Annotated in this window: 20 protein-coding genes and 1 tRNA gene; 11 read left to right on the forward strand and 10 right to left on the reverse strand. The window is 68.2% G+C overall.

Translation table 11 applies throughout. The features are described 5' to 3' along the window. Window positions 1–66: 66 nt before the first annotated feature. From ruvB to FA702_RS13140, 4 genes are all read right to left on the reverse strand, one after another. Complete coding sequence (ruvB, locus tag FA702_RS13125) at window positions 67–1095, reverse strand: Holliday junction branch migration DNA helicase RuvB (protein WP_136956504.1); 1029 nt, start codon at window positions 1093–1095, stop codon at window positions 67–69. A gap of 40 nt (window positions 1096–1135) precedes the next feature. Then, window positions 1136–1750 carry a Holliday junction branch migration protein RuvA gene (ruvA, locus tag FA702_RS13130; protein WP_136956505.1) on the reverse strand — a complete coding sequence of 205 codons (615 nt, stop codon included), beginning with the start codon at window positions 1748–1750 and terminating at the stop codon, window positions 1136–1138. 80 nt (window positions 1751–1830) lie between these two features. Continuing rightward, window positions 1831–2292, reverse strand: a complete 462-nt coding sequence (locus tag FA702_RS13135) for a hypothetical protein (protein WP_136956506.1) — start codon at window positions 2290–2292, stop codon at window positions 1831–1833. A 74-nt stretch (window positions 2293–2366) separates the two neighbouring features. Next, window positions 2367–3020, reverse strand: coding sequence for a PadR family transcriptional regulator (locus FA702_RS13140; RefSeq protein ID WP_370385472.1), 654 nt, complete (start codon window positions 3018–3020; stop codon window positions 2367–2369). Window positions 3021–3149: 129 nt separating this feature from the next. Here FA702_RS13140 and FA702_RS13145 point away from each other — a divergent pair, with 129 nt between their 5' ends. The 4 genes from FA702_RS13145 (at window position 3150) to FA702_RS13160 (ending at window position 6402) form a co-directional block, all read left to right on the forward strand. Next, window positions 3150–4472: a replication-associated recombination protein A gene (locus tag FA702_RS13145; protein ID WP_136956507.1), complete on the forward strand. Its 1323-nt coding sequence runs from the start codon at window positions 3150–3152 to the stop codon at window positions 4470–4472. Next, a complete protein-coding gene (locus FA702_RS13150; RefSeq protein ID WP_136956508.1) occupies window positions 4453–5403 on the forward strand; it encodes a hypothetical protein in 951 nt (316 codons plus the stop codon). Before FA702_RS13145 ends, FA702_RS13150 begins: the two co-directional genes overlap by 20 nt. Before the next feature lie 11 nt (window positions 5404–5414). Further along, window positions 5415–6299 (forward strand): hypothetical protein, encoded by an 885-nt coding sequence (locus tag FA702_RS13155; RefSeq protein ID WP_136956509.1) that lies wholly within the window; start codon window positions 5415–5417, stop codon window positions 6297–6299. Window positions 6300–6327: 28 nt separating this feature from the next. Further along, window positions 6328–6402: transfer RNA gene (locus FA702_RS13160), tRNA-Thr, on the forward strand. A gap of 37 nt (window positions 6403–6439) precedes the next feature. Here the strand turns inward: FA702_RS13160 and FA702_RS13165 are convergent. Continuing rightward, entirely contained in the window at window positions 6440–6955 is a 516-nt protein-coding gene (locus tag FA702_RS13165) for a sterol desaturase family protein (RefSeq protein ID WP_136956510.1), read from the reverse strand. Between the two features lie 139 nt (window positions 6956–7094). On the opposite strand from FA702_RS13165, the gene FA702_RS13170 reads away from it, so the two are divergent. From FA702_RS13170 to FA702_RS13195, 6 genes are all read left to right on the forward strand, one after another. After that, on the forward strand, window positions 7095–7463 hold the full coding sequence (locus FA702_RS13170) for a hypothetical protein (RefSeq protein ID WP_136956511.1): 369 nt from the start codon (window positions 7095–7097) through the stop codon (window positions 7461–7463). A 99-nt stretch (window positions 7464–7562) separates the two neighbouring features. Next, on the forward strand, window positions 7563–8993 hold the full coding sequence (gene leuC / locus FA702_RS13175; RefSeq protein WP_136956512.1) for a 3-isopropylmalate dehydratase large subunit: 1431 nt from the start codon (window positions 7563–7565) through the stop codon (window positions 8991–8993). Window positions 8994–9005: 12 nt separating this feature from the next. Further along, window positions 9006–9515 (forward strand): DNA-deoxyinosine glycosylase, encoded by a 510-nt coding sequence (locus FA702_RS13180; RefSeq protein WP_136956513.1) that lies wholly within the window; start codon window positions 9006–9008, stop codon window positions 9513–9515. Between the two features lie 56 nt (window positions 9516–9571). After that, window positions 9572–9739, forward strand: coding sequence for an LPXTG cell wall anchor domain-containing protein (locus tag FA702_RS13185; RefSeq protein ID WP_136956514.1), 168 nt, complete (start codon window positions 9572–9574; stop codon window positions 9737–9739). Between the two features lie 66 nt (window positions 9740–9805). Continuing rightward, window positions 9806–10408 (forward strand): 3-isopropylmalate dehydratase small subunit, encoded by a 603-nt coding sequence (gene leuD / locus FA702_RS13190; RefSeq protein WP_136956515.1) that lies wholly within the window; start codon window positions 9806–9808, stop codon window positions 10406–10408. Between the two features lie 135 nt (window positions 10409–10543). Continuing rightward, window positions 10544–11542, forward strand: coding sequence for an NADPH:quinone oxidoreductase family protein (locus FA702_RS13195; RefSeq protein WP_136956516.1), 999 nt, complete (start codon window positions 10544–10546; stop codon window positions 11540–11542). A gap of 23 nt (window positions 11543–11565) precedes the next feature. On the opposite strand, the gene FA702_RS13200 is transcribed toward FA702_RS13195, so the two are convergent. Both FA702_RS13200 and FA702_RS13205 read right to left on the reverse strand, forming a co-directional pair. Beyond that, window positions 11566–12228: a trimeric intracellular cation channel family protein gene (locus FA702_RS13200; protein WP_136956517.1), complete on the reverse strand. Its 663-nt coding sequence runs from the start codon at window positions 12226–12228 to the stop codon at window positions 11566–11568. Next, on the reverse strand, window positions 12228–13268 hold the full coding sequence (locus FA702_RS13205; RefSeq protein WP_136956518.1) for a nitronate monooxygenase family protein: 1041 nt from the start codon (window positions 13266–13268) through the stop codon (window positions 12228–12230). Before FA702_RS13205 ends, FA702_RS13200 begins: the two co-directional genes overlap by 1 nt. Before the next feature lie 90 nt (window positions 13269–13358). On the opposite strand from FA702_RS13205, the gene FA702_RS13210 reads away from it, so the two are divergent. Then, the gene (locus FA702_RS13210; protein ID WP_136956519.1) at window positions 13359–13682 is read left to right on the forward strand and encodes a hypothetical protein; all 324 of its coding nucleotides are present in this window, start codon (window positions 13359–13361) and stop codon (window positions 13680–13682) included. 82 nt (window positions 13683–13764) lie between these two features. Here FA702_RS13210 and FA702_RS13215 read toward each other — a convergent pair whose 3' ends face one another. The 3 genes from FA702_RS13215 to FA702_RS13225 all read right to left on the reverse strand — a co-directional run bounded on the left by FA702_RS13215 (window position 13765) and on the right by FA702_RS13225 (window position 17619). Continuing rightward, window positions 13765–14115 (reverse strand): lysozyme, encoded by a 351-nt coding sequence (locus FA702_RS13215; protein WP_136956520.1) that lies wholly within the window; start codon window positions 14113–14115, stop codon window positions 13765–13767. A gap of 196 nt (window positions 14116–14311) precedes the next feature. Then, complete coding sequence (locus tag FA702_RS13220; RefSeq protein WP_136956521.1) at window positions 14312–16207, reverse strand: potassium transporter Kup; 1896 nt, start codon at window positions 16205–16207, stop codon at window positions 14312–14314. Between the two features lie 62 nt (window positions 16208–16269). Beyond that, window positions 16270–17619: a HAMP domain-containing sensor histidine kinase gene (locus FA702_RS13225; protein ID WP_255504569.1), complete on the reverse strand. Its 1350-nt coding sequence runs from the start codon at window positions 17617–17619 to the stop codon at window positions 16270–16272. Window positions 17620–17633: the final 14 nt, after the last annotated feature.

The raw sequence follows: 17633 nt of genomic DNA on the forward strand, positions 1-17633 counted from the left end.
GGGTTAACTCTGTCCCAAACTGGAACCGAATTCCGGCCGGCGGTTACCCCGATTGGGCGCGCGGGCCTATTTGCCGCTGTCGAACAGGTCGGGAAGCGAACCGGTGGGCGGCGTGAGCCCCAGGTGCTGCCAACCGCGATCGTTGAGGCAGCGCCCGCGTGCGGTGCGTGCGACGAGGCCGAGCTGGATCAGGTATGGCTCGATCACTTCCTCGATCGTGTCGCGCGGTTCCGAAAGCCCGGCGGCCAGCGTTTCCACGCCCACCGGCCCGCCCTTGTAGATGTCGGCGATCATGGTGAGGTAGCGGCGGTCCTGCGCGTCCAGCCCCAGCGAATCGACTTCCAGCCGGGTGAGCGCCGAATCGGCCATGGCGCGCGTGATCGTGTCGGCGCCCGCCACTTGCGCGAAATCGCGCACGCGGCGCAGCAGGCGGCCGGCGACGCGGGGGGTGCCGCGCGCGCGGCGCGCGATCTCGGCGGCGCCTTCCCGGTCGATGCCGATACCCAGCAGCCCGGCGCCGCGCGCCACCACGCGTTCCAGTTCGGCCACGGTATAGAACTGCAGGCGCACCGGGATGCCGAAGCGATCGCGCAGCGGGGTCTGCAACAGGCCCTGGCGCGTGGTCGCGCCGATCAGGGTGAAGGGTGGAAGGTCGATCCGCACCGACCGGGCGGACGGCCCCTCGCCGATGATCAGATCGAGTGCGCGGTCCTCCATCGCCGGATAGAGCACTTCCTCGACCACGGGATTGAGACGGTGGATCTCGTCGATGAACAGGACGTCGCCGTGTTCCAGATTGGTGAGCAGTGCGGCGAGATCGCCCGCCTTGGCGATCACCGGGCCGGAGGTGGCGCGGAAGTTCACGCCGAGTTCGCGCGCGACGATCTGCGCCAGCGTGGTCTTGCCCAGACCCGGCGGGCCGAAGAACAGCACATGGTCCATCGCCTCGCGCCGCATCTTGGCGGATTCGATGAACACGCGCAGGTTCTCGCGCGCGGCTTCCTGCCCGGTGAATTCAGCCAGCGACTTGGGCCGCAGCGCGGCGTCCGGGTCTTCGTCCTGCCGGGCGGCGGAGAGGAGGGGGTTATCGGTCATGTGCTCGACTGCCGCATCGCGAGACGGGTATCCATCGCGATCACCCCGCCGCCCGCTTCAGCGCGACGCGCACAAGGTCGTTCAGGCCGGCATCCTCGCCCAGGTCCTTCAGCGCGGCGGCGACGGCGGTGCTCGCGACGGCGGGCTTGAAGCCCAGGTTCTGGAGCGCGGAAATGGCGTCGGCGCTGGCGGAGCCGGCCGGCAGGGGCACAGCCTCTCCGCCAGGGCCTGGGAGCGAGGCATAGCCAGCGAGACCGCCCGCCTTGTCCTTCAGCTCGTTGACGATGCGCCCGGCGAGCTTCGGCCCCACGCCGTTGGCGCGGGCGACCATGGCGCTGTCGCCATTGGCGCAGGCACGCTGCAATTCCTCGACCGACAGGGCGGACAGGATCGCCAGCGCCACCTTGCTGCCCACGCCCTGCACGGCCGTCAGCAGGCGGAACCACGCCCGTTCGCCCGCGCTGGTGAAGCCGATCAGGCGCTGGTCGGTCTCGCTGACCTGCATTTCGGTATGGACCACGACCTTGTCGCCCCGGATGCCGAGGTGGGTGAGCGTCTTGGCCGAGCAGTGGACGAGATAGCCGACGCCGTTCACGTCGATCACGGCCCAGTCGGGGCCGGTGTCGTCAAGGGTGCCGGTGAGCTTGGCGATCATGGTTTGTTCCTATGGCAGGATTGTTCGCCGCGCACCAGCCCCTGTTGCGCGGCGCTTCCTGCCACCGGTGATCGCTACTGTCAGTGCAGCACGCCGGTCCGTTTCATGGATGATGCATACCACAGCAGCAACAGCAGCACGCCCCAGATCAGGCCGGTGAAGATCGCCATTGCCGTGCCGCTCATTTCCGGCGGCCGTTCGGTCATCATCTGATAGCCTTGGCTCACGGCCAGCCCCAGCAACGACAGCCCGAACGCCGGCACGGCATGGCGCGATCGCGCGATCAGCAGCAGCGAACCCGCCAGCGACCCCCACACGCCCAGAGCCCAGAAGCCGGTAAGCCACGCGGGCATGGCGTCGAGATAGGCCAGCGTATCCGGCGTCAGCTGCGCCATCGCCACCGGATCGCGCGTGACCGTGCGAATGTAATCGAGACAGCCGAAGCTGTTCCACAGCAGGCTGATGACGCCCACCACCCACAGATGCCATGGCGCGCCCAGACGTCTTTCTTCGAGCGGTTGCCGTTCTTCGACAGATACCATGCGCCTCTCCCCATAAGGCTGCTGGCGCATGATACCATCATCGAACCATCCGTCCAAGCGCGAGTCCGGCAGCATCAGAGCCGTTCGATCCGGCGCGCCGCCTCGTCGAGGATGTCGGCGATCTGGTGGGCCACGCCATCGTCAAGGCCGCTCATCAGGCGCTGGCCGAGCGCCACCTTGAGGTTGTGCATCGCCCGGCGCACCGGCGGGCTGCTGTGCCGCTGGCGCTGTTCGCCGAACGCCTTGAGCCGTTCGACCAGCGCATCGGCTTCACCCGCCTTTTCCGCCAGTTCCGCGCGCCCGGCCTCGGTCACGGTGAAGGCCTTGCGCGATCCTTCGCCGGCCACTTCGGCCAGAAGGCCTTCGTCCACCAGCAGGCTGAGCGTGGGATAGACCACGCCGGGGCTGGGGGCGTATTCGCCGCCGGTCAGTTCCTCGATCGCCTTGATCAGTTCATAGCCGTGGCGATCCTGTTCGGCCACGAGGCGCAGCAGCACCAGCCGCAGTTCGCCGCCGGCGAACATCCGCCCGCGTCCCCTGCCGCCGCCGCGACCGCCCCGGCCGCCCGATTCGTCATCCCAGCCGCCAAAGCCACCGCCGAAATCGCCGAAACCCCGGCCGAACGGACCGCGTCCGCCCATCATCATCTTCATCATGCCACGCGCGGCGAAACCGCGTCCGTGGTTGCGGCCGTGATCGAGGCCGCAGCGGTGTTGTTCGTGTCGCAATGTCTTTACTCCGTATATCACGATGCTTCTAAGATATATCTTATTGAATGTTGCGCAAGAGCGAGGATGAAAAATTTTTGCGGTGCGCTATCTGCCCCCCATGCGGGTTACGCCCTATCACGAACGCAGATGACCGACCTGTTCGCCTCTCCCCCGGCCGATACGCCACCATCGGAGCCGCGCGACGACGGGCCGCTGGCCGACCGCCTGCGCCCGCGCACGCTGGCCGACGTGATCGGGCAGGAACACCTGACCGGGCCGGAAGGCGCGATCGGGCGGATGGTGGCGGCGGGCAAGCTTTCCTCGATGATCCTGTGGGGGCCGCCGGGCACCGGCAAGACCAGCACCGCGCGCCTGCTCGCCGATGCCGTGAACATGCGCTTCGTGGCGATCAGTGCGGTCTTCTCGGGTGTGGCCGACCTGAAGAAGGCCTTCGCCGAGGCCGAGGCGATGGCGCTCACCGGCCGGCGTACGCTGCTGTTCGTGGACGAGATCCACCGCTTCAACCGCGCCCAGCAGGACGGTTTCCTGCCGTTCGTGGAGAAGGGCACGGTCACGCTGGTCGGCGCGACTACGGAGAATCCCAGTTTCGCGCTCAACGCCGCGCTGCTCAGCCGCGCGCAAGTGCTGATCCTGCACCGGCTGGATGCCGCCGCGCTCGGCGAATTGCTGCGGCGCGCCGAAGAGATTACCGGGCTGCGCCTCCCGCTTACCGGCCCCGCGCGCGAGGCGCTGGTCGCCTCGGCCGATGGCGACGGGCGCTTCCTGCTCAACCAGGCGGAAACGCTGTTTGACGTTTCGCTGACCGAACCGCTCGATCCCGATGCGCTGTCGAAGTTCCTGATGCGCCGCGTGGCGGTCTACGACAAGGACCGCGACGGGCATTACAACCTGATCTCCGCGCTGCACAAGGCGCTGCGCGGATCGGACGCGCAGGCGGCGCTCTATTACCTCGCGCGGATGCTGACGGCGGGCGAGGAACCGCTCTACGTGCTGCGCCGGCTGGTGCGCTTTGCCAGCGAGGACATCGGCCTTGCCGATCCACAGGCGCTGGTCCAGTGCCTTGCCGCCAAGGACGCCTACGATTTTCTCGGCAGCCCCGAGGGCGAACTGGCCATCGTCCAGGCCTGCCTCTATTGCGCGACGGCGCCCAAATCGAACGCGGCCTATGTCGCGCAGAAGGAAGCGTGGAAAAGCGCGAAGGAAACGGGATCGTTGATGCCGCCGGCCAATATCCTCAACGCGCCGACCCGGCTGATGAAGGACATCGGCTATGGCAAGGGCTATGCCTATGACCATGACGCGGAAGACGGCTTCTCCGGCGCGGATTACTGGCCGGAAGGGATGGGGGCGCAGCACTATTACCGCCCGGTGGAGCGCGGTTTTGAAAGACAGGTGCGCGAACGGATGGATTGGTGGGAAAGGAAAAGGCGTGAACGTCGGGAAGGCTAGCATCCTCCTGGTGATGGCGGGGACGGTGGCGACGCTGGCCGGCTGCGGGCAAGACACGACGCCGGCGCCCCGGCCGGCGCAGAGCGCCTCGCCCACAGCCGTCGCCACCCCGGCACAGGCAGCGGTGGCCACGCCGTCACCGGTTCCGGCGGCATCGCTCACGCCCGCGAGCGCGCCCGCCCCATCTCCTTCCGCCCCGTCTCCTTCCGCTACGCCCGCGCCCGCTTTCCCGCCCTGCGCCGAAGTGCCGCGGCGGGGTCGGTACTTCCCGGACAAGCCGGTCGTCATTCCCGGCGCGCTGCATGCGCTGGTGATCGGCGGGACCACGCGGCTCAGCGTGAAGACGCTTTCGGGGCGCACGCTCTGCGTCAACATGTACGGCATGGCGCAGGCGCGCGACTTTCGCATCAGCGAGGACCTGCGGCTGCTGGGCTTCTGGTGGACCGGGTACGAGGCGGACGGCTACAAGGTGATCGATCGCATCGGCCATGGCCGGGTGATCGAAACCGTCTCGCGCCCGCTGCTTTCGCCGGGGCACAAGCGCTTCGCCGCGATCCAGTTCAGCGATGCCAGCTTCGGCGGCATCGAAGGCGTGCGCGTGTGGGAAGTGGGCAAGCGGCAGGTGGTGCGCGTTGCCGACGTGAGCAACAAGGGCGGCCTTTACGGCAATGCCTGGCGGCTGCTGCGCTGGGCCGACGATTCGTGCCTGGTGCTGTCGATGATGCCGTTCGATCGCGACGTCGGCCCGCGCCGGCGGATGGAATTGCGCCTGCTGAAGAACGATTTCGCGTTCACCGAGATCGAACCGGGCCGCGCCGGTTGCGCTCCGCCCGAAGAGGAAGACAAGGCCCGCCCCGGCAAGACGGGCGCCCACAAACCGGCCGGCAAGAGCAGGGCAGGCCACGGCAGGACGCGACACGGCAGGGTGTGAAAGAGCGGGGCGTGAAAGGGCGTTTCCGCCATTTCGCCGCGATCGACTGGTCTGGTGCGGCGGGTGAGCGCCACAAGGGCATCGCCGTGGCGCTGTGTCGTGAAGGCAGCGCGGCGCCGGCGATCGTGCGCGAAGTCCATCGCTGGTCGCGTGTGGAAGTGCTGGGCTGGCTGCTCGACGGTCTGCCGCCCGATACGTTGGTGGGCATGGACCTCGGCATGTCGCTGGCGTTCGCGGATGCCGGCGCGTTCTTTCCCGGCTGGGCGGAAAGCCCGGCGGATGCGCGCGATCTGTGGCGGCTGGTCGACCGGCTCTGCGCGGAGGAACCGCACCTTGCGGTCGGCCCCTTTGTCGATCACCCGGAACTGGCGCGGCACTTCCGCCGCCACGGCGGGCGCGAAGGCGATCGCTTCCGCCTGCCCGGCGCGGCGGACGGGCGTGGCCGCTTCCGCGTGACCGAGCAGGAACAGGCCCGGCTCGGGTGCAAGCCTTACAGCAATTTCAACCTCGTCGGCGCGGCGCAGGTTGGCAAGTCGAGCCTGTCGGGGATGCGCCTGCTGCACCGGATGGAGGGGCGCTTGCCGGTCTGGCCGGTCGACCCGCTGCCCGCCGGCGGATCGGTGCTGGTCGAAATCTACACCACGATCGCCGCCATCGCCGCCGGCCGCAGCGCCGCCCGCTCGAAGATCCGCGATGGAGCGGACCTCGACAGCGCGCTCGCCGCGCTGGGCAGCGCACCCGCCGGGCACCAGGGCGCGATCGACGATCATCGCAGCGACGCGCTGCTCACCGCCGCCTGGCTGCGCGCGAACGCCCACCGCGCCGAACTCTGGGCGCCGGCGCGGCTAACCGACGCCATCGCACGAACGGAGGGCTGGACCTTCGGCTGCCCTTGAGGCTAGGGAGACCGCGACGCTCAGGCGCGCCGGCTTAGCACAGTGGTAGTGCAGCGGTTTTGTAAACCGAAGGTCGGGGGTTCGAATCCCTCAGCCGGCACCATTTCATCGTCCAGCGCTGTTCGCGTAACGCCGCCGCGTTACTCCACCGCCTCGCGCAGCACCGCGATGCCTTGCTCCCGTTGCGCTTTCAGTTCGCGTTTCAGTACGGCGGGATCGCGGGCGAAGACGAAGCCGAAGCTGACGCCGCCGTGCTTGCCGATGGTGGCGTGGTGCAGCTTGTGCGCCTGCACCAGCCGCCGGGCATAGCCGCGCCGGGGCACCCAGCGGAACCAGCGCTGGTGGACCAGCCCATCGTGCACCAGCGTGTAGATCACGCCATAGACCAGCACGCCGATGCCGATCCAGGTGGCCGGCTCCCAGGCCGCCGCCCCGCGCACCAGCGGGCTGCCCAGCGCGAAGAAGGTGATCGAGATCGCCGCGCCGACCAGCGCGTAGAGGTCGTTCCGTTCGAAGAAACCGTCGTGCGGCTCGTGATGATCGCGGTGCCAGCCCCAGCCGAAGCCGTGCATCACATATTTGTGGCTGCCCCACGCGAGGCCTTCCATGGCGATCACGGTGGCAAGGACGATCAGGGTGGCGGCAAGCGTGGTCATGGCCGTTTCCTTACCCTCCGGCGCGACAGATCGCGACACTTTCTTGCAACGCTGCGACGCGCATTTTCGGGCCATTCAGGCACCGGGAGGCAGGAACGGCGTTGTGCGGAAGAGACCGCAGATCGAAAGGACCGAAGCCATGAAGAAGTTCATTCTCGCCGCCCTCATCCCCGCCGCGTTGGCCGGTGTCGCCGCGCCCGCGCTCGCGCAGCCGATGCCGCCGCGCCACAACGATGCCTGGGCGCTGACGCCGGCGCGGAATGCCGAAATCCGCTCCGACATCCAGCGGCTGCGCGCCGACATCGATCGCGCCCAGGCCCGCCGCACGATCTCGCCGCGCGAGGCCAGCGGGTTGCGCCGCGAGGCCGCCGATATCCAGCGCCAGTATGCCGCGTTTTCGCGCGGGGGGCTGGATCGCAACGAGGTGCGCCGGCTGCAGGACCGCGTGAACGACGTCCGCGCGCACCTGCGCATGGAACGGCGCGACTGGGACGGCCGTCGCGGTTGATCGATCGGCTTGCAGCTGCGCAAGAAAATTTCGTAAACTAACCTTCCGGCGCGCCTCTTCCCGCTTGAAATGCGGCAGGGGCGCGCCTAACCGCCTTGCATGACCAGCAATCCGCGCACCCTTTACCAGAAAATCTGGGACGCTCACGTCGTCGAGAGCCGCGACGATGGCACCAGCCTGATCTACATCGACCGCCATCTCGTGCATGAAGTGACGAGTCCGCAGGCGTTCGAGGCCCTCCGCGTATCGGGCCGCACGGTGCGTCGCCCGGACCTGACGCTGGCGGTGCCCGATCACAACCTGCCCACCACCGCGCGCCGTGATGCGCAGGGGCGGCGCATTCCCATCGCCGATCCCGAAAGCGCCTCGCAGCTGGCCGCGCTGGAGCGCAACGCGCCCGAATTCGGCATCCGCCTGATCGGGGACGCCGATATCGAGCAGGGCATCGTCCACGTCGTCGGGCCGGAGCAGGGCTTTTCCCTGCCGGGCGCGACGATCGTTTGCGGCGACAGCCACACCGCCTGCCACGGCGGGCTGGGCGCGCTGGCCTTTGGCATCGGCACGTCGGAAGTCGAGCACGTGCTCGCGACGCAGACGCTGCTGCTCAAGCAGTCGAAGGCGATGGAAGTGCGCGTGGAAGGCGATCTGCGGCCCGGCGTTTCGGCCAAGGACGTGGTTCTGCACATCACCGGCGTGCTGCGCGCGGCGGGCGGCACCGGCTATGTCATCGAATATACCGGTTCGGCGATCCGCAGCCTGTCGATCGAGGGCCGGCTGACCGTGTCGAACATGGCGATCGAGCACGGCGCGCGCGCCGGGCTGATCGCGCCTGACGAAAAGACCTTCGCCTACCTCAAGGGCCGTCCCTATGCGCCGCGGGGCGCCGACTGGGACAAAGCCGTGGCCTGGTGGCAAAGCCTCGCCACCGATCCCGGCGCGCGCTACGACAAGGTGGTGGTGATCGACGCGGCCGACATCGCGCCGAGCGTGACCTGGGGCACCTCGCCCGAGGACGTGCTGCCGATCACCGGCATCGTTCCCGCGCCGGAAAGCTTCGAGGACCCGTCCAAGCAGGACGCGGTGCGCGCCAGCCTGGCCTACATGGGCCTCGAACCCGGCCAGCGGCTCGACTCGATCCCCGTGGAGAACGTGTTCATCGGTTCGTGCACCAACAGCCGGATCGAGGACATGCGCGCTGCCGCCGCCGTGCTCAAGGGGCGGAAGAAGGCGGACAACGTGCGCTGGGCGATCGTTGTTCCCGGTTCCGGTTTGGTCAAGAAGCAGGCCGAGGATGAGGGGCTGGACCGCATCTTCGTCGATGCCGGGTTCGAATGGCGGGAACCCGGTTGTTCGGCCTGCCTCGCCATGAACCCGGACAAGGTGCCGGCCGGCGAACGCTGTGCTTCCACCTCGAACCGCAATTTCGTCGGCCGCCAGGGGCCGGGCGCGCGCACGCACCTCGTCAGCCCGGCGATGGCGGCGGCGGCGGCGGTGACCGGCCATCTCACGGACGTTCGCGAACTCGTGTGACGGGGCGGGGGAATGAGCCGCAAGGCGTCGTTCCCGCCCGTCGCGTCCCCCGCCACGCGGGTGCTGGTGCTGGGCAGCCTGCCGGGCGAGGCATCGCTGGCGGCCGGGCGCTATTACGCGCATCCGCTCAACCAGTTCTGGCGCCTGATCGGCGGCGCGATCGGGCGGGACATCGCTGCGCTCGATTACGACGCGCGGCTGGCCGCGCTGCTGGCGGCCGGCGTGGGGCTGTGGGATGCGATCGGTTCGGCCCGGCGCCGCGGCAGCCTGGACGGCGCGATCCGCGATGCGGAGGCCAACCCGCTCGCCACGCTGGTTGCCGGCCTGCCGAACCTGCGCTGCGTGGCCTTCAACGGCGCCACGTCCGCGCGGATCGGCCGGCGCGTGCTGGCGGAACGTGGCCGCGTCGCGCTCGTTCAGCTTCCGTCCAGCAGCCCGGCCTATTGCAGTGTCACGTTCGCGCAGAAGCAGGCCGAATGGTTGAAGCTGCGGGATTTTCTGGCGGAAAATCCGCCGGGGTGAGGTTGCAAATCGATGACGGTCCGTCACATTGGCCGCGCATCAAGGAGTTTGGTTTCGTGACGACGAAGAAGACGGACTGGACCGGCAAGGCGGCCATGGCGGGCGCGGCGATTGGATCGGCGGCGCTGGCGGCGGCTTTGCTCTATGCCTCGCGGCGCAAGGAAAGCGTTGAAGCGGCCAAGAGCAAGCCCACGCCCCCGGCGGACCCCGTCGAAACCGACTGACGTTTTCCGCGTTTCGGGGGCGCTTTCCGGTCTTGCCGGACGCGTCCGCGTGGCTATAGCGGTGCTATGGAACCGGTCAGCCAGATTGACGGACGGGCAATCCCGTTCGGCCGCAAGAACGTCGATACCGACATCATCATCCCCGCCCACTGGCTGAAGACGATAAGCCGGGAAGGGCTGGGCCGGGGCGCGTTCGAAGCGCTGCGGCAGGACCCGGACAACCTGTTCGACAGCGCCGAATTCGCCGGCTCGCCGATCCTGATCGCCGGCGACAACTTCGGCTGCGGATCGAGCCGCGAACACGCGGCCTGGGCGTTGCTCGACCTTGGCATCAAGGCGGTGATCGCGCCATCGTTCTCCGACATCTTCTCGGGCAACGCTTTCAAGAATGGCATCCTCACGGTGGTGCTGCCGCAGGAACAGGTGGATCGCCTTCTCGAAGTGGCGAAGACCGATCCGGTCCACATCGATCTGGAAACCCAGACGGTGACCACGCCGTTCCAGGACCGCTTCCGCTTCGAGATCGACCCGTTCCGCAAGCATTGCCTGCTCAACGGGCTGGACGAAGTGGGGCTGACGCTGGCGCGCGATACCGCGATTTCGGCGTTTGAGGGCACCGTGCGGACCGAACGACCGTTCCTGGCCCGGGGAACCGGCGTCGCCGCCTGATCCTTTTTCGATGCCCGGTTCGTTTAACGGATCGCTTAAACCCTCTTCCCTTCACTGGTGAAACTTGCTTGCATGGGCGGGCGAGAACCGGACGGCCTTTCCGCATCCGGCAACGAATGGAATTGGGAGATACCGATGAAGGCCTTGCGCACCCACGCCGTTGGCGGTCCCGAAACGCTGACGCTGGACGATGTGTCCGATCCCGTGCCGGGCGCGGGGCAGGTCGTGGTGGCGATGAGGGCCTGCTCGATCAACTTCCCCGATACGCTTATGATTCGCGATCTCTACCAGTTCAAGCCGGAACGGCCCTTTGCGCCGGGCGGGGAACTGGCCGGGGTGATCGACGCGGTGGGCGAAGGCGTGACCGGCTGGAAGGTGGGCGACCGCGTGATCGCCATGGTTGGCAACGGCGGCCTGGCCGAGAAGGTCCGGGTTGAGGTCGGCCGGCTGTTCCCGCTGCCCGATGGCGTCGATTTCGCCACCGGCGCGTCGCTGCTGATGACCTATGGCACGACGTATCACGGCCTGGTCGATCGCGGTCATATCAAGGCGGGTGATACGCTGCTGGTGCTGGGCGCGGCGGGGGGCGTGGGCCTTTCCGCGATCGAGCTGGGCAAGGCGTTCGGCGCGCGCGTCGTCGCGGCCGTTTCGAGCGAGGAAAAGGCCGCCGTCGCGCGCGAGGCGGGTGCGGACGATGTGGTGATCTATGGCCGCCCGCCGTTCGACAAGGCGCAGTCGAAGGATCTTGCCGAAAAGTTCAAGGCGGCCTGCGGCCCCAATGGCGCCAACGTGATCTACGACATCGTGGGTGGCGATTATTCGGAACCGGCGCTGCGTTCGATCGCGTGGGAAGGGCGTTTCCTCGTCGTCGGCTTCCCCGCCGGCATCGCGCGTCTGCCGCTGAACCTGACGCTGCTCAAGTCCTGCGACGTGTGCGGGGTGTTCTGGGGCGCGTTCACCGCGCGCGAGCCGAAGAAGTTCGCGGAGCAGGTGGCCGAACTGTTCGCCATGCTCAAGGCGGGCAAGATCAATCCCCGTGTTTCCGCGCGCTTTCCGCTGGAAAGGGGTGGAGAGGCGATCGCCGTGCTGGAAAACCGGCAGGCGGTGGGCAAGGTCGTGGTGACGACGGAATAGCGTGGCCTGCTAGGCTCCCGACCCTACCGCCGGCTTCCGTAGGCCGGGATGCCCAGCTTCCAGTGGATCGCCGCGCCGCGCAGGCCGAAGCCGGCCAGCGCGGCGACCGGCCAGACCAGCCCGTCGGGCAGGCTCGCGATCCGGCCCAGCACGCAAAGGCCGGAAGCGAGTGCTGCCGCCGTCACGTAGAGCTCGGGCCGCATCAGGATCGAAGGGCGGCCGGCCAGCACGTCACGGATGATTCCGCCCACGCAGCCGGTGATCACGCCCATCATCATCGCGGGCACGGGCGAGACGCCATAGGCCAGCGCCTTGACGGTGCCGAGCACGGCATAGGCGCCCAGTCCGGCGGCATCCGCCCATTCCAGCGCGCGCCCTTCCCACCAGCGGTTCGGGGTGAACCACGCGACCAGCGCCACCGCGAAGCAGACCGGGGCAACCGCCGGATCGCGCACCCAGAACACCGGCGCGCCGATCAGCAGGTCGCGCACCGATCCTCCACCCACCCCCGTCACCAGCGCGAAGAACGCCATGGTGACGAAGGTCTGCCGCAACCGCGCCGCAAGCAGCGCGCCGGTCAGCGCGAAGACCGCGATCCCGGCCAGATCGAGAAAGCCGAGAATCGCGGGCAGCGCGGGCGCGGCCAGGATCGGAGAGGCAATGGCGGAAACGGCGGGTACTGGCATCAGCGCAGTTCCCCGGCCAGTGCGCGCACGAGTTCGCCCGCCGGCAAGGACCGGGCAAGGCGAGCGCCTTGTCCCGCCCATTGCGCGCCGAAGCCGGCTTCGCCCCGTGCCCTGGCCGCCGCGTTCAGCGCTTTGCCGGCATCGTAGGCGATCGGATAGGCCGGTGCGGCCAGACCGCAGCTTTCCCCCCAGGCGGTAAAGCGGTTGGCAAGGCCACGCGCCGGGCGGCCGGAGATGGCGCGGGTCATCACGGTCGGCCGCCCTTCGGCCAGTGCCGCGCGGTAGCCGGCGTCGGCCGCGCTTTCGGGGCACCCGACGAACGCGGTGCCAAGCTGCGCCGCCACCGCCCCCAGCGCCAGCGTGGCGCGAATGCCGGCGCCGTCCATGATGCCGCCCGCCGCGATTACCGGCAGGCCCGCGCGCCGTGCCAGCAGGCGGGTCAGCGCCATCGTGCCCAGCTGCTCGTCCGGCGCGTCGGGATCGAACATGCCGCGATGCCCGCCCGCTTCGTAGCCCTGCGCCACCACCGCATCGATGCCCGCCGCGCGCGCCGCTTCGGCCTCTGCCAGCGAGGTGGCGCTGGCCAGCAGCAGGCATCCGGCCTGCTTCAGCGCGGCGATGCGGTCCGCGCCGGGCAGGCCGAAGTGGAAGCTGACGACGGCGGGACGCGTCTCCACCAGCGCGGCGAGCATGGCGTCATCGTCCGCGAAGCTGCGGTAGATCTCGCGCAGCGTGGCCGGCGGTTCCGCACCGAATTCGCGGAACAGCGGTTCCAGCCCCGTGCACCATGCGGCCTCGCGCGCGGGATCGGCCACGGCCGGCGCATGGACGAAGACATTGACGTTGAAGGGGCGATCGGTGCGCGCCTTCAGGTCGGCGATCATCGCCCGCGCGCCGTCCGCGTCGGTCGCGCCGACGGCGATCGAGCCGAGCCCGCCGGCCGCGTTGACCGCCGCCGCCATTGCCGGGGTGGAAACGCCCGCCATCGGCGCCTGGATGATGGGATGGGCAAGGCCCAGCTGCGCGACGAGTCCGGTCATGGACGGAGCTTTAGGCTATCGCCTGATCGCGCGCCATATTCCGGTCACGCTGCTGGTCTATGCCAGATTATCCTTGCCGAAAGGGTGCCCATGCCCGCCATCGACGCGCCGCCCGTCCAGATTGAGCGAACCGCGACCACGCCGGAGAACGCGTTCGACCTTGCCGCGGTGAAGCCGGCGGAGCGAGGCGCGCCGTGCGGGGCGGGAAGCGCCGGCGAGATCGTGGTGTGCGCCGCGAACGATCGCGAAAAATACCGCGCGCATCCGCTGCCCGATACGTTCCACGAAGACGCGCCGCCAATTGCCGAAAAGGAGGTCGCGCCGGGCGTGAAGGTGGACGTGCATACCGACGGTCGGCAGATCGGTGGCGTCCCCAGCAACCGCGTCATGGCGGGCGTGCGGATCGCATTCTGAGACGGCCGCAAAATAAGGCCCGGTGCGGGGGAGCACCGGGCCTTCCAGGGTCAGGCGTGCGCTGTTGTCCAGCGTCGGGGGGTCAGAGTTTGCAGCCCATCGCGGAATAGGTCGCCTTGGCCTGTTCCGAAGCGGCCTTGCACGATTGCGCGAGCGCCGCCTTGTCCTGGATGGAGGCCCACGAAGCCTTGGACTGCTGAATCGCCTGTTCCATCGCGGCGCGCTGGCTTTCCGGGACCTTGTCCTTGATGCAGGCCATGACCTTGTTGAGATAGTCATCGCATTCGGCAACGCCGGTCATGCCGTCGGCGGGCTTGGCCGCGGCTGCCGCCGTGCTTTCTCCGGGCGCGCTGGAAGCCGTTGCTTCCTTCTTGGCTTCGGAACAGCCTGCCAGCAGAGCGATGCCAGCAAGAACGACGGCTATTTTCTTCATGCAACGATCCCCGGTTCCAGTGATGTCCCCTGATCCTATGGGCGGGGTCCGGGGCCATCAATCGGGCGATTGGCCGGGATCGGATGTATGCCGGTTACATCCGGTTATGCGGCTTCAGGATGCCGGAATACCGCCGTTTGGCGGCATGACCGCGCGGTTTGCGTGACACGTTTTTACATGGCGGCGGCGGCCAGCGTCAGATTTCGAGCTGGCTGCCCAGCTCGATCACGCGGTTCGAGGGCAGGCGGAAGAACTGCATCGCGCTTTCGGCGTTGCGCACCATCCACGCGAACAGCTTTTCGCGCCAGATCGCCATGCCCGGGCGTGACGATGCGATCAGCGTCTGCCGGGCGAGGAACCAGCTTGTCTCCATCGGCTTGAACGGCCCGCCGGCGCGGTTCTCGGCGGCGAGTTCCGCCGGCAGGTCGGCCTCGTCCATGAAGCCGATGTGCACGATCATGCGGTAGAAGCCGTGGCCCAGGTCTTCCAGTTCGCGGCGTTTCTCCGCGGGGACGTGCGGCACGCCTTCGGTGACGACGGTCAGGATAACCACGCGTTCGTGCAGGATGTGGTTGTGCTTCAGATTGTGGAGCAGCGCTGGCGGAATGCCATCGGCGGTCGAGGCCAGGAACACCGAGGTGCCGGACACGCGCTTCACTTTCGCCACGACCGAGCCGACGAACAGATCGAACGGCATGGTGTCCTCGGCCAGCCGGTCGCGCACGATGCGCCGCCCGGTCGCCCAGGTGGACAGCAGCGTGAAGGTGACCGCCGCGACCAGCAGCGGGAACCAGCCGCCATCGGGAATCTTGGTGACGTTCGACGCAAAATAGGCGCTATCGACGATCAGGAACGCGCCGGTGACCAGCGTGGCCAGCGCCGGGTGCCATTTCCAAACCGCGAAGGTCAGCACGCCCAGCATGCAGGCGGTGATGAACATGGTGCCGGTTACCGCGATGCCATAGGCGGAGGCGAGGTTGCTGGATGTGCGGAAGCCCAGCACCAGCAGGATCACCATGGCCAGCAGCAGCCAGTTGACCAGCGGCACGTAGATCTGCCCGGCCGCGCTGGCGCTGGTGTGGCGGATGCGGATGCGCGGCAGGAAGCCCAGCTGCACCGCCTGTTGCGAGACCGAGAACGCGCCCGAGATCACCGCCTGGCTGGCGATGATCGTGGCCAGCGTGGCCAGGATCACCAGCGGCAGTCGTGCCCAGTCCGGCGCCATCAGGAAGAACGGGTTCTCGACCATGGCGGGGTTCTTCAGCAGCAGCGCCGACTGGCCGAGGTAGTTGATGAGCAGGCAGGGAAAGGCGACCCACAGCCACGCCACCATGATCGCTTTGCGGCCGAAATGCCCCATGTCGGCATAGAGCGCCTCCGCCCCCGTGACCGCGAGCACGACCGAGCCGAGCGCGAGGAAGGCCAGCGCCGGGTCGATCAGAAAGAAGCGCAGCGCATGGATCGGGTTGACCGCGCCCAGCACTTCAGGCGCCTGCGTGATGTTGACCACGCCGAGCACCGCCAGCACCGCGAAATAGACCAGCATTACCGGCCCGAACAGGCGGGCGACAGCGGCCGTCCCGCGCGCCTGGATGGCAAACAGCGCGATCAGGATCGCGATCGAGATCGGCAGCACCAGGTCGGCGAAGGCCTCGTGCACCACGGTCAGTCCTTCGACGGCGGACAGCACCGAAACTGCCGGCGTGATGATCGCGTCGCCATAGAACAGCGCCGTGGCGATCAGGCCCAGCACGGTCATCCCCACGCTCCAGCGCCCAGCTTCCATGCGGCGGCCGATCAGCGCCAGCAGCGCCAGGCTGCCGCCTTCGCCCTTGTTGTCGGCCTTCAGGATCACGAACACGTACTTGATCGTGACGATCAGCATCATCGTCCAGAAGATCAGCGACAGCACGCCGAAGATGTGCGCCCGGTCCACGGCCAGCGGATGGTGCCCGATGAAGCTTTCCTTCAGCGCATAGAGCGGCGAGGTGCCGATGTCGCCGAACACCACGCCGATGGCACCTACCGCCAGCGTCGCCAGCCCCTCGTTGGGATGCGCGCCGTGTTGCGAAGAATTTCCGGATTCGTCCATGGGTCGGCCCGTTAGTCGCGTCGATGCAGGCATACCACGGACTTTACGGGTTCTTTATGGCGTTATGCGGGTACATCGACGCAGGCGATCAGCCCCGGCCCGCCGTTGCGGAACGAAAGCCGGCCGCCGAAGCGCTGCAGCAGGCGGTGCGCGGTGGGAATGCCCAGACCGAAGCCGGCGGTGTTGCGCGCGCGGGAACTGTCGAGGCGGAAGAAGGGATCGAGCACGGCGTCAAAGCAGTCTTCCGGAATGCCGGGACCGTCGTCGGCGATTTCGATCCGCCAGAGACTATCCTGCCGGCCGATCGTCACCCGCGCTCGCTCGCCATATTGCAACGCGTTCTCCACCAGCGGAGCGAGCGCCAGCAGCAGCGGTTCGCGATAGGTGCGGACCAGCGCCACCGGCGGGGCATCGAGGCTGGCTTCGCCGGGCAGCGACGCCAGCAGATCGCGCATCATGGCGACGAGATCGACCTCGGCCGCATCCGCCGTCATGTGCTGCGCGCGCAGGAACGACTGGAGCGACATCAGCATCGCCTCCATCTCCTCCGTGCTGGAGCTAACGATGCGCGAGATGTCGCTGTCATCGACGAAATCGGACGCGATCTTCAGGCGGCTGAGCGGGGTGCGCAGATCGTGGCTGATCGCCTCGAATGACTTGGCCTGATCGGTTTCCAGCCCCGATATGCGCGCCTGCATGTCGTTGAGCGAGCGGGCCAGATCGCGCAGTTCGGCGGGGCCGCTTTCACGCAGCGCGGCACTTTGCCCATGCGCCATGGCGTCGGCCGCGCGCGCCAGTTGCGCCAGCGGCCGCATCAGCGCGCGCAGGGCATAGAGCCCCGCGCCCACGCACAGCGCGGTGGCGAGCAGGGTCATGATCGTCGCCCGCAGCGCCACCGCCCAGCCCGAAGCGACATCGGGCGAACGGAAATTGAGCCACGCGCCGTCGGCCAGCCGCATCGATCCCACGAGATCGCGTTGCCCGCGTGGCCCCTTCACCACATCAAGTAGCAGGGTGCGTCCGGCCAGCGCCGGCTCCCACGCCAGCACCAGCCGCCGGATGTCCACCGCCGCGCGCGCTTCGCCCTGGCGCTGGACAGCGGGGGCGGAGGCGACAGCCGCTTGCAGGTGGCTGGTCGACATGATCGTGGCCGGCGCATCGCGATCGATCGCGTGCAGCCGTTCGCTGACCACGAGCAGTTCCGCCACGCGGCGGGCGTGGTCCTCGCGGATCGTTTCGCGGTCGATCGTCTCGTAGAAGGCAAGGCTGGCGACGGCCTGGACCACGGCGATGCCCAGCAGCAGCACCATGGCATAGCCGACCAGCCGGTGCGATCGCAGCCGGATCATCGCCTTGCCGAAGAGCGTGCTCGCTATGATTGCCTCTCCCGCCCGGTCACGCACGCCGGGCATGTCAGATCGCTGTC

Origin of the sequence: Novosphingobium sp. EMRT-2 (assembly GCF_005145025.1) — a bacterium.
Classification (GTDB): domain Bacteria; phylum Pseudomonadota; class Alphaproteobacteria; order Sphingomonadales; family Sphingomonadaceae; genus Novosphingobium.

Bases quoted from the DNA above. Each gene is read 5' to 3' on its own strand.
- ruvB (WP_136956504.1), bottom strand. From the start codon at position 1,095: ATGACCGATAACCCCCTCCTCTCCGCCGCCCGGCAGGACGAAGACCCG.
- ruvA (WP_136956505.1), bottom strand. From the start codon at position 1,750: ATGATCGCCAAGCTCACCGGCACCCTTGACGACACCGGCCCCGACTGG.
- FA702_RS13135 (WP_136956506.1), bottom strand. From the start codon at position 2,292: ATGGTATCTGTCGAAGAACGGCAACCGCTCGAAGAAAGACGTCTGGGC.
- FA702_RS13145 (WP_136956507.1), top strand. From the start codon at position 3,150: ATGACCGACCTGTTCGCCTCTCCCCCGGCCGATACGCCACCATCGGAG.
- FA702_RS13165 (WP_136956510.1), bottom strand. From the start codon at position 6,955: ATGACCACGCTTGCCGCCACCCTGATCGTCCTTGCCACCGTGATCGCC.
- FA702_RS13170 (WP_136956511.1), top strand. From the start codon at position 7,095: ATGAAGAAGTTCATTCTCGCCGCCCTCATCCCCGCCGCGTTGGCCGGT.
- leuC (WP_136956512.1), top strand. From the start codon at position 7,563: ATGACCAGCAATCCGCGCACCCTTTACCAGAAAATCTGGGACGCTCAC.
- FA702_RS13180 (WP_136956513.1), top strand. From the start codon at position 9,006: ATGAGCCGCAAGGCGTCGTTCCCGCCCGTCGCGTCCCCCGCCACGCGG.
- leuD (WP_136956515.1), top strand. From the start codon at position 9,806: ATGGAACCGGTCAGCCAGATTGACGGACGGGCAATCCCGTTCGGCCGC.
- FA702_RS13195 (WP_136956516.1), top strand. From the start codon at position 10,544: ATGAAGGCCTTGCGCACCCACGCCGTTGGCGGTCCCGAAACGCTGACG.
- FA702_RS13200 (WP_136956517.1), bottom strand. From the start codon at position 12,228: ATGCCAGTACCCGCCGTTTCCGCCATTGCCTCTCCGATCCTGGCCGCG.
- FA702_RS13205 (WP_136956518.1), bottom strand. From the start codon at position 13,268: ATGACCGGACTCGTCGCGCAGCTGGGCCTTGCCCATCCCATCATCCAG.
- FA702_RS13210 (WP_136956519.1), top strand. From the start codon at position 13,359: ATGCCCGCCATCGACGCGCCGCCCGTCCAGATTGAGCGAACCGCGACC.
- FA702_RS13215 (WP_136956520.1), bottom strand. From the start codon at position 14,115: ATGAAGAAAATAGCCGTCGTTCTTGCTGGCATCGCTCTGCTGGCAGGC.
- FA702_RS13220 (WP_136956521.1), bottom strand. From the start codon at position 16,207: ATGGACGAATCCGGAAATTCTTCGCAACACGGCGCGCATCCCAACGAG.
- FA702_RS13225 (WP_255504569.1), bottom strand. From the start codon at position 17,619: ATGCCCGGCGTGCGTGACCGGGCGGGAGAGGCAATCATAGCGAGCACG.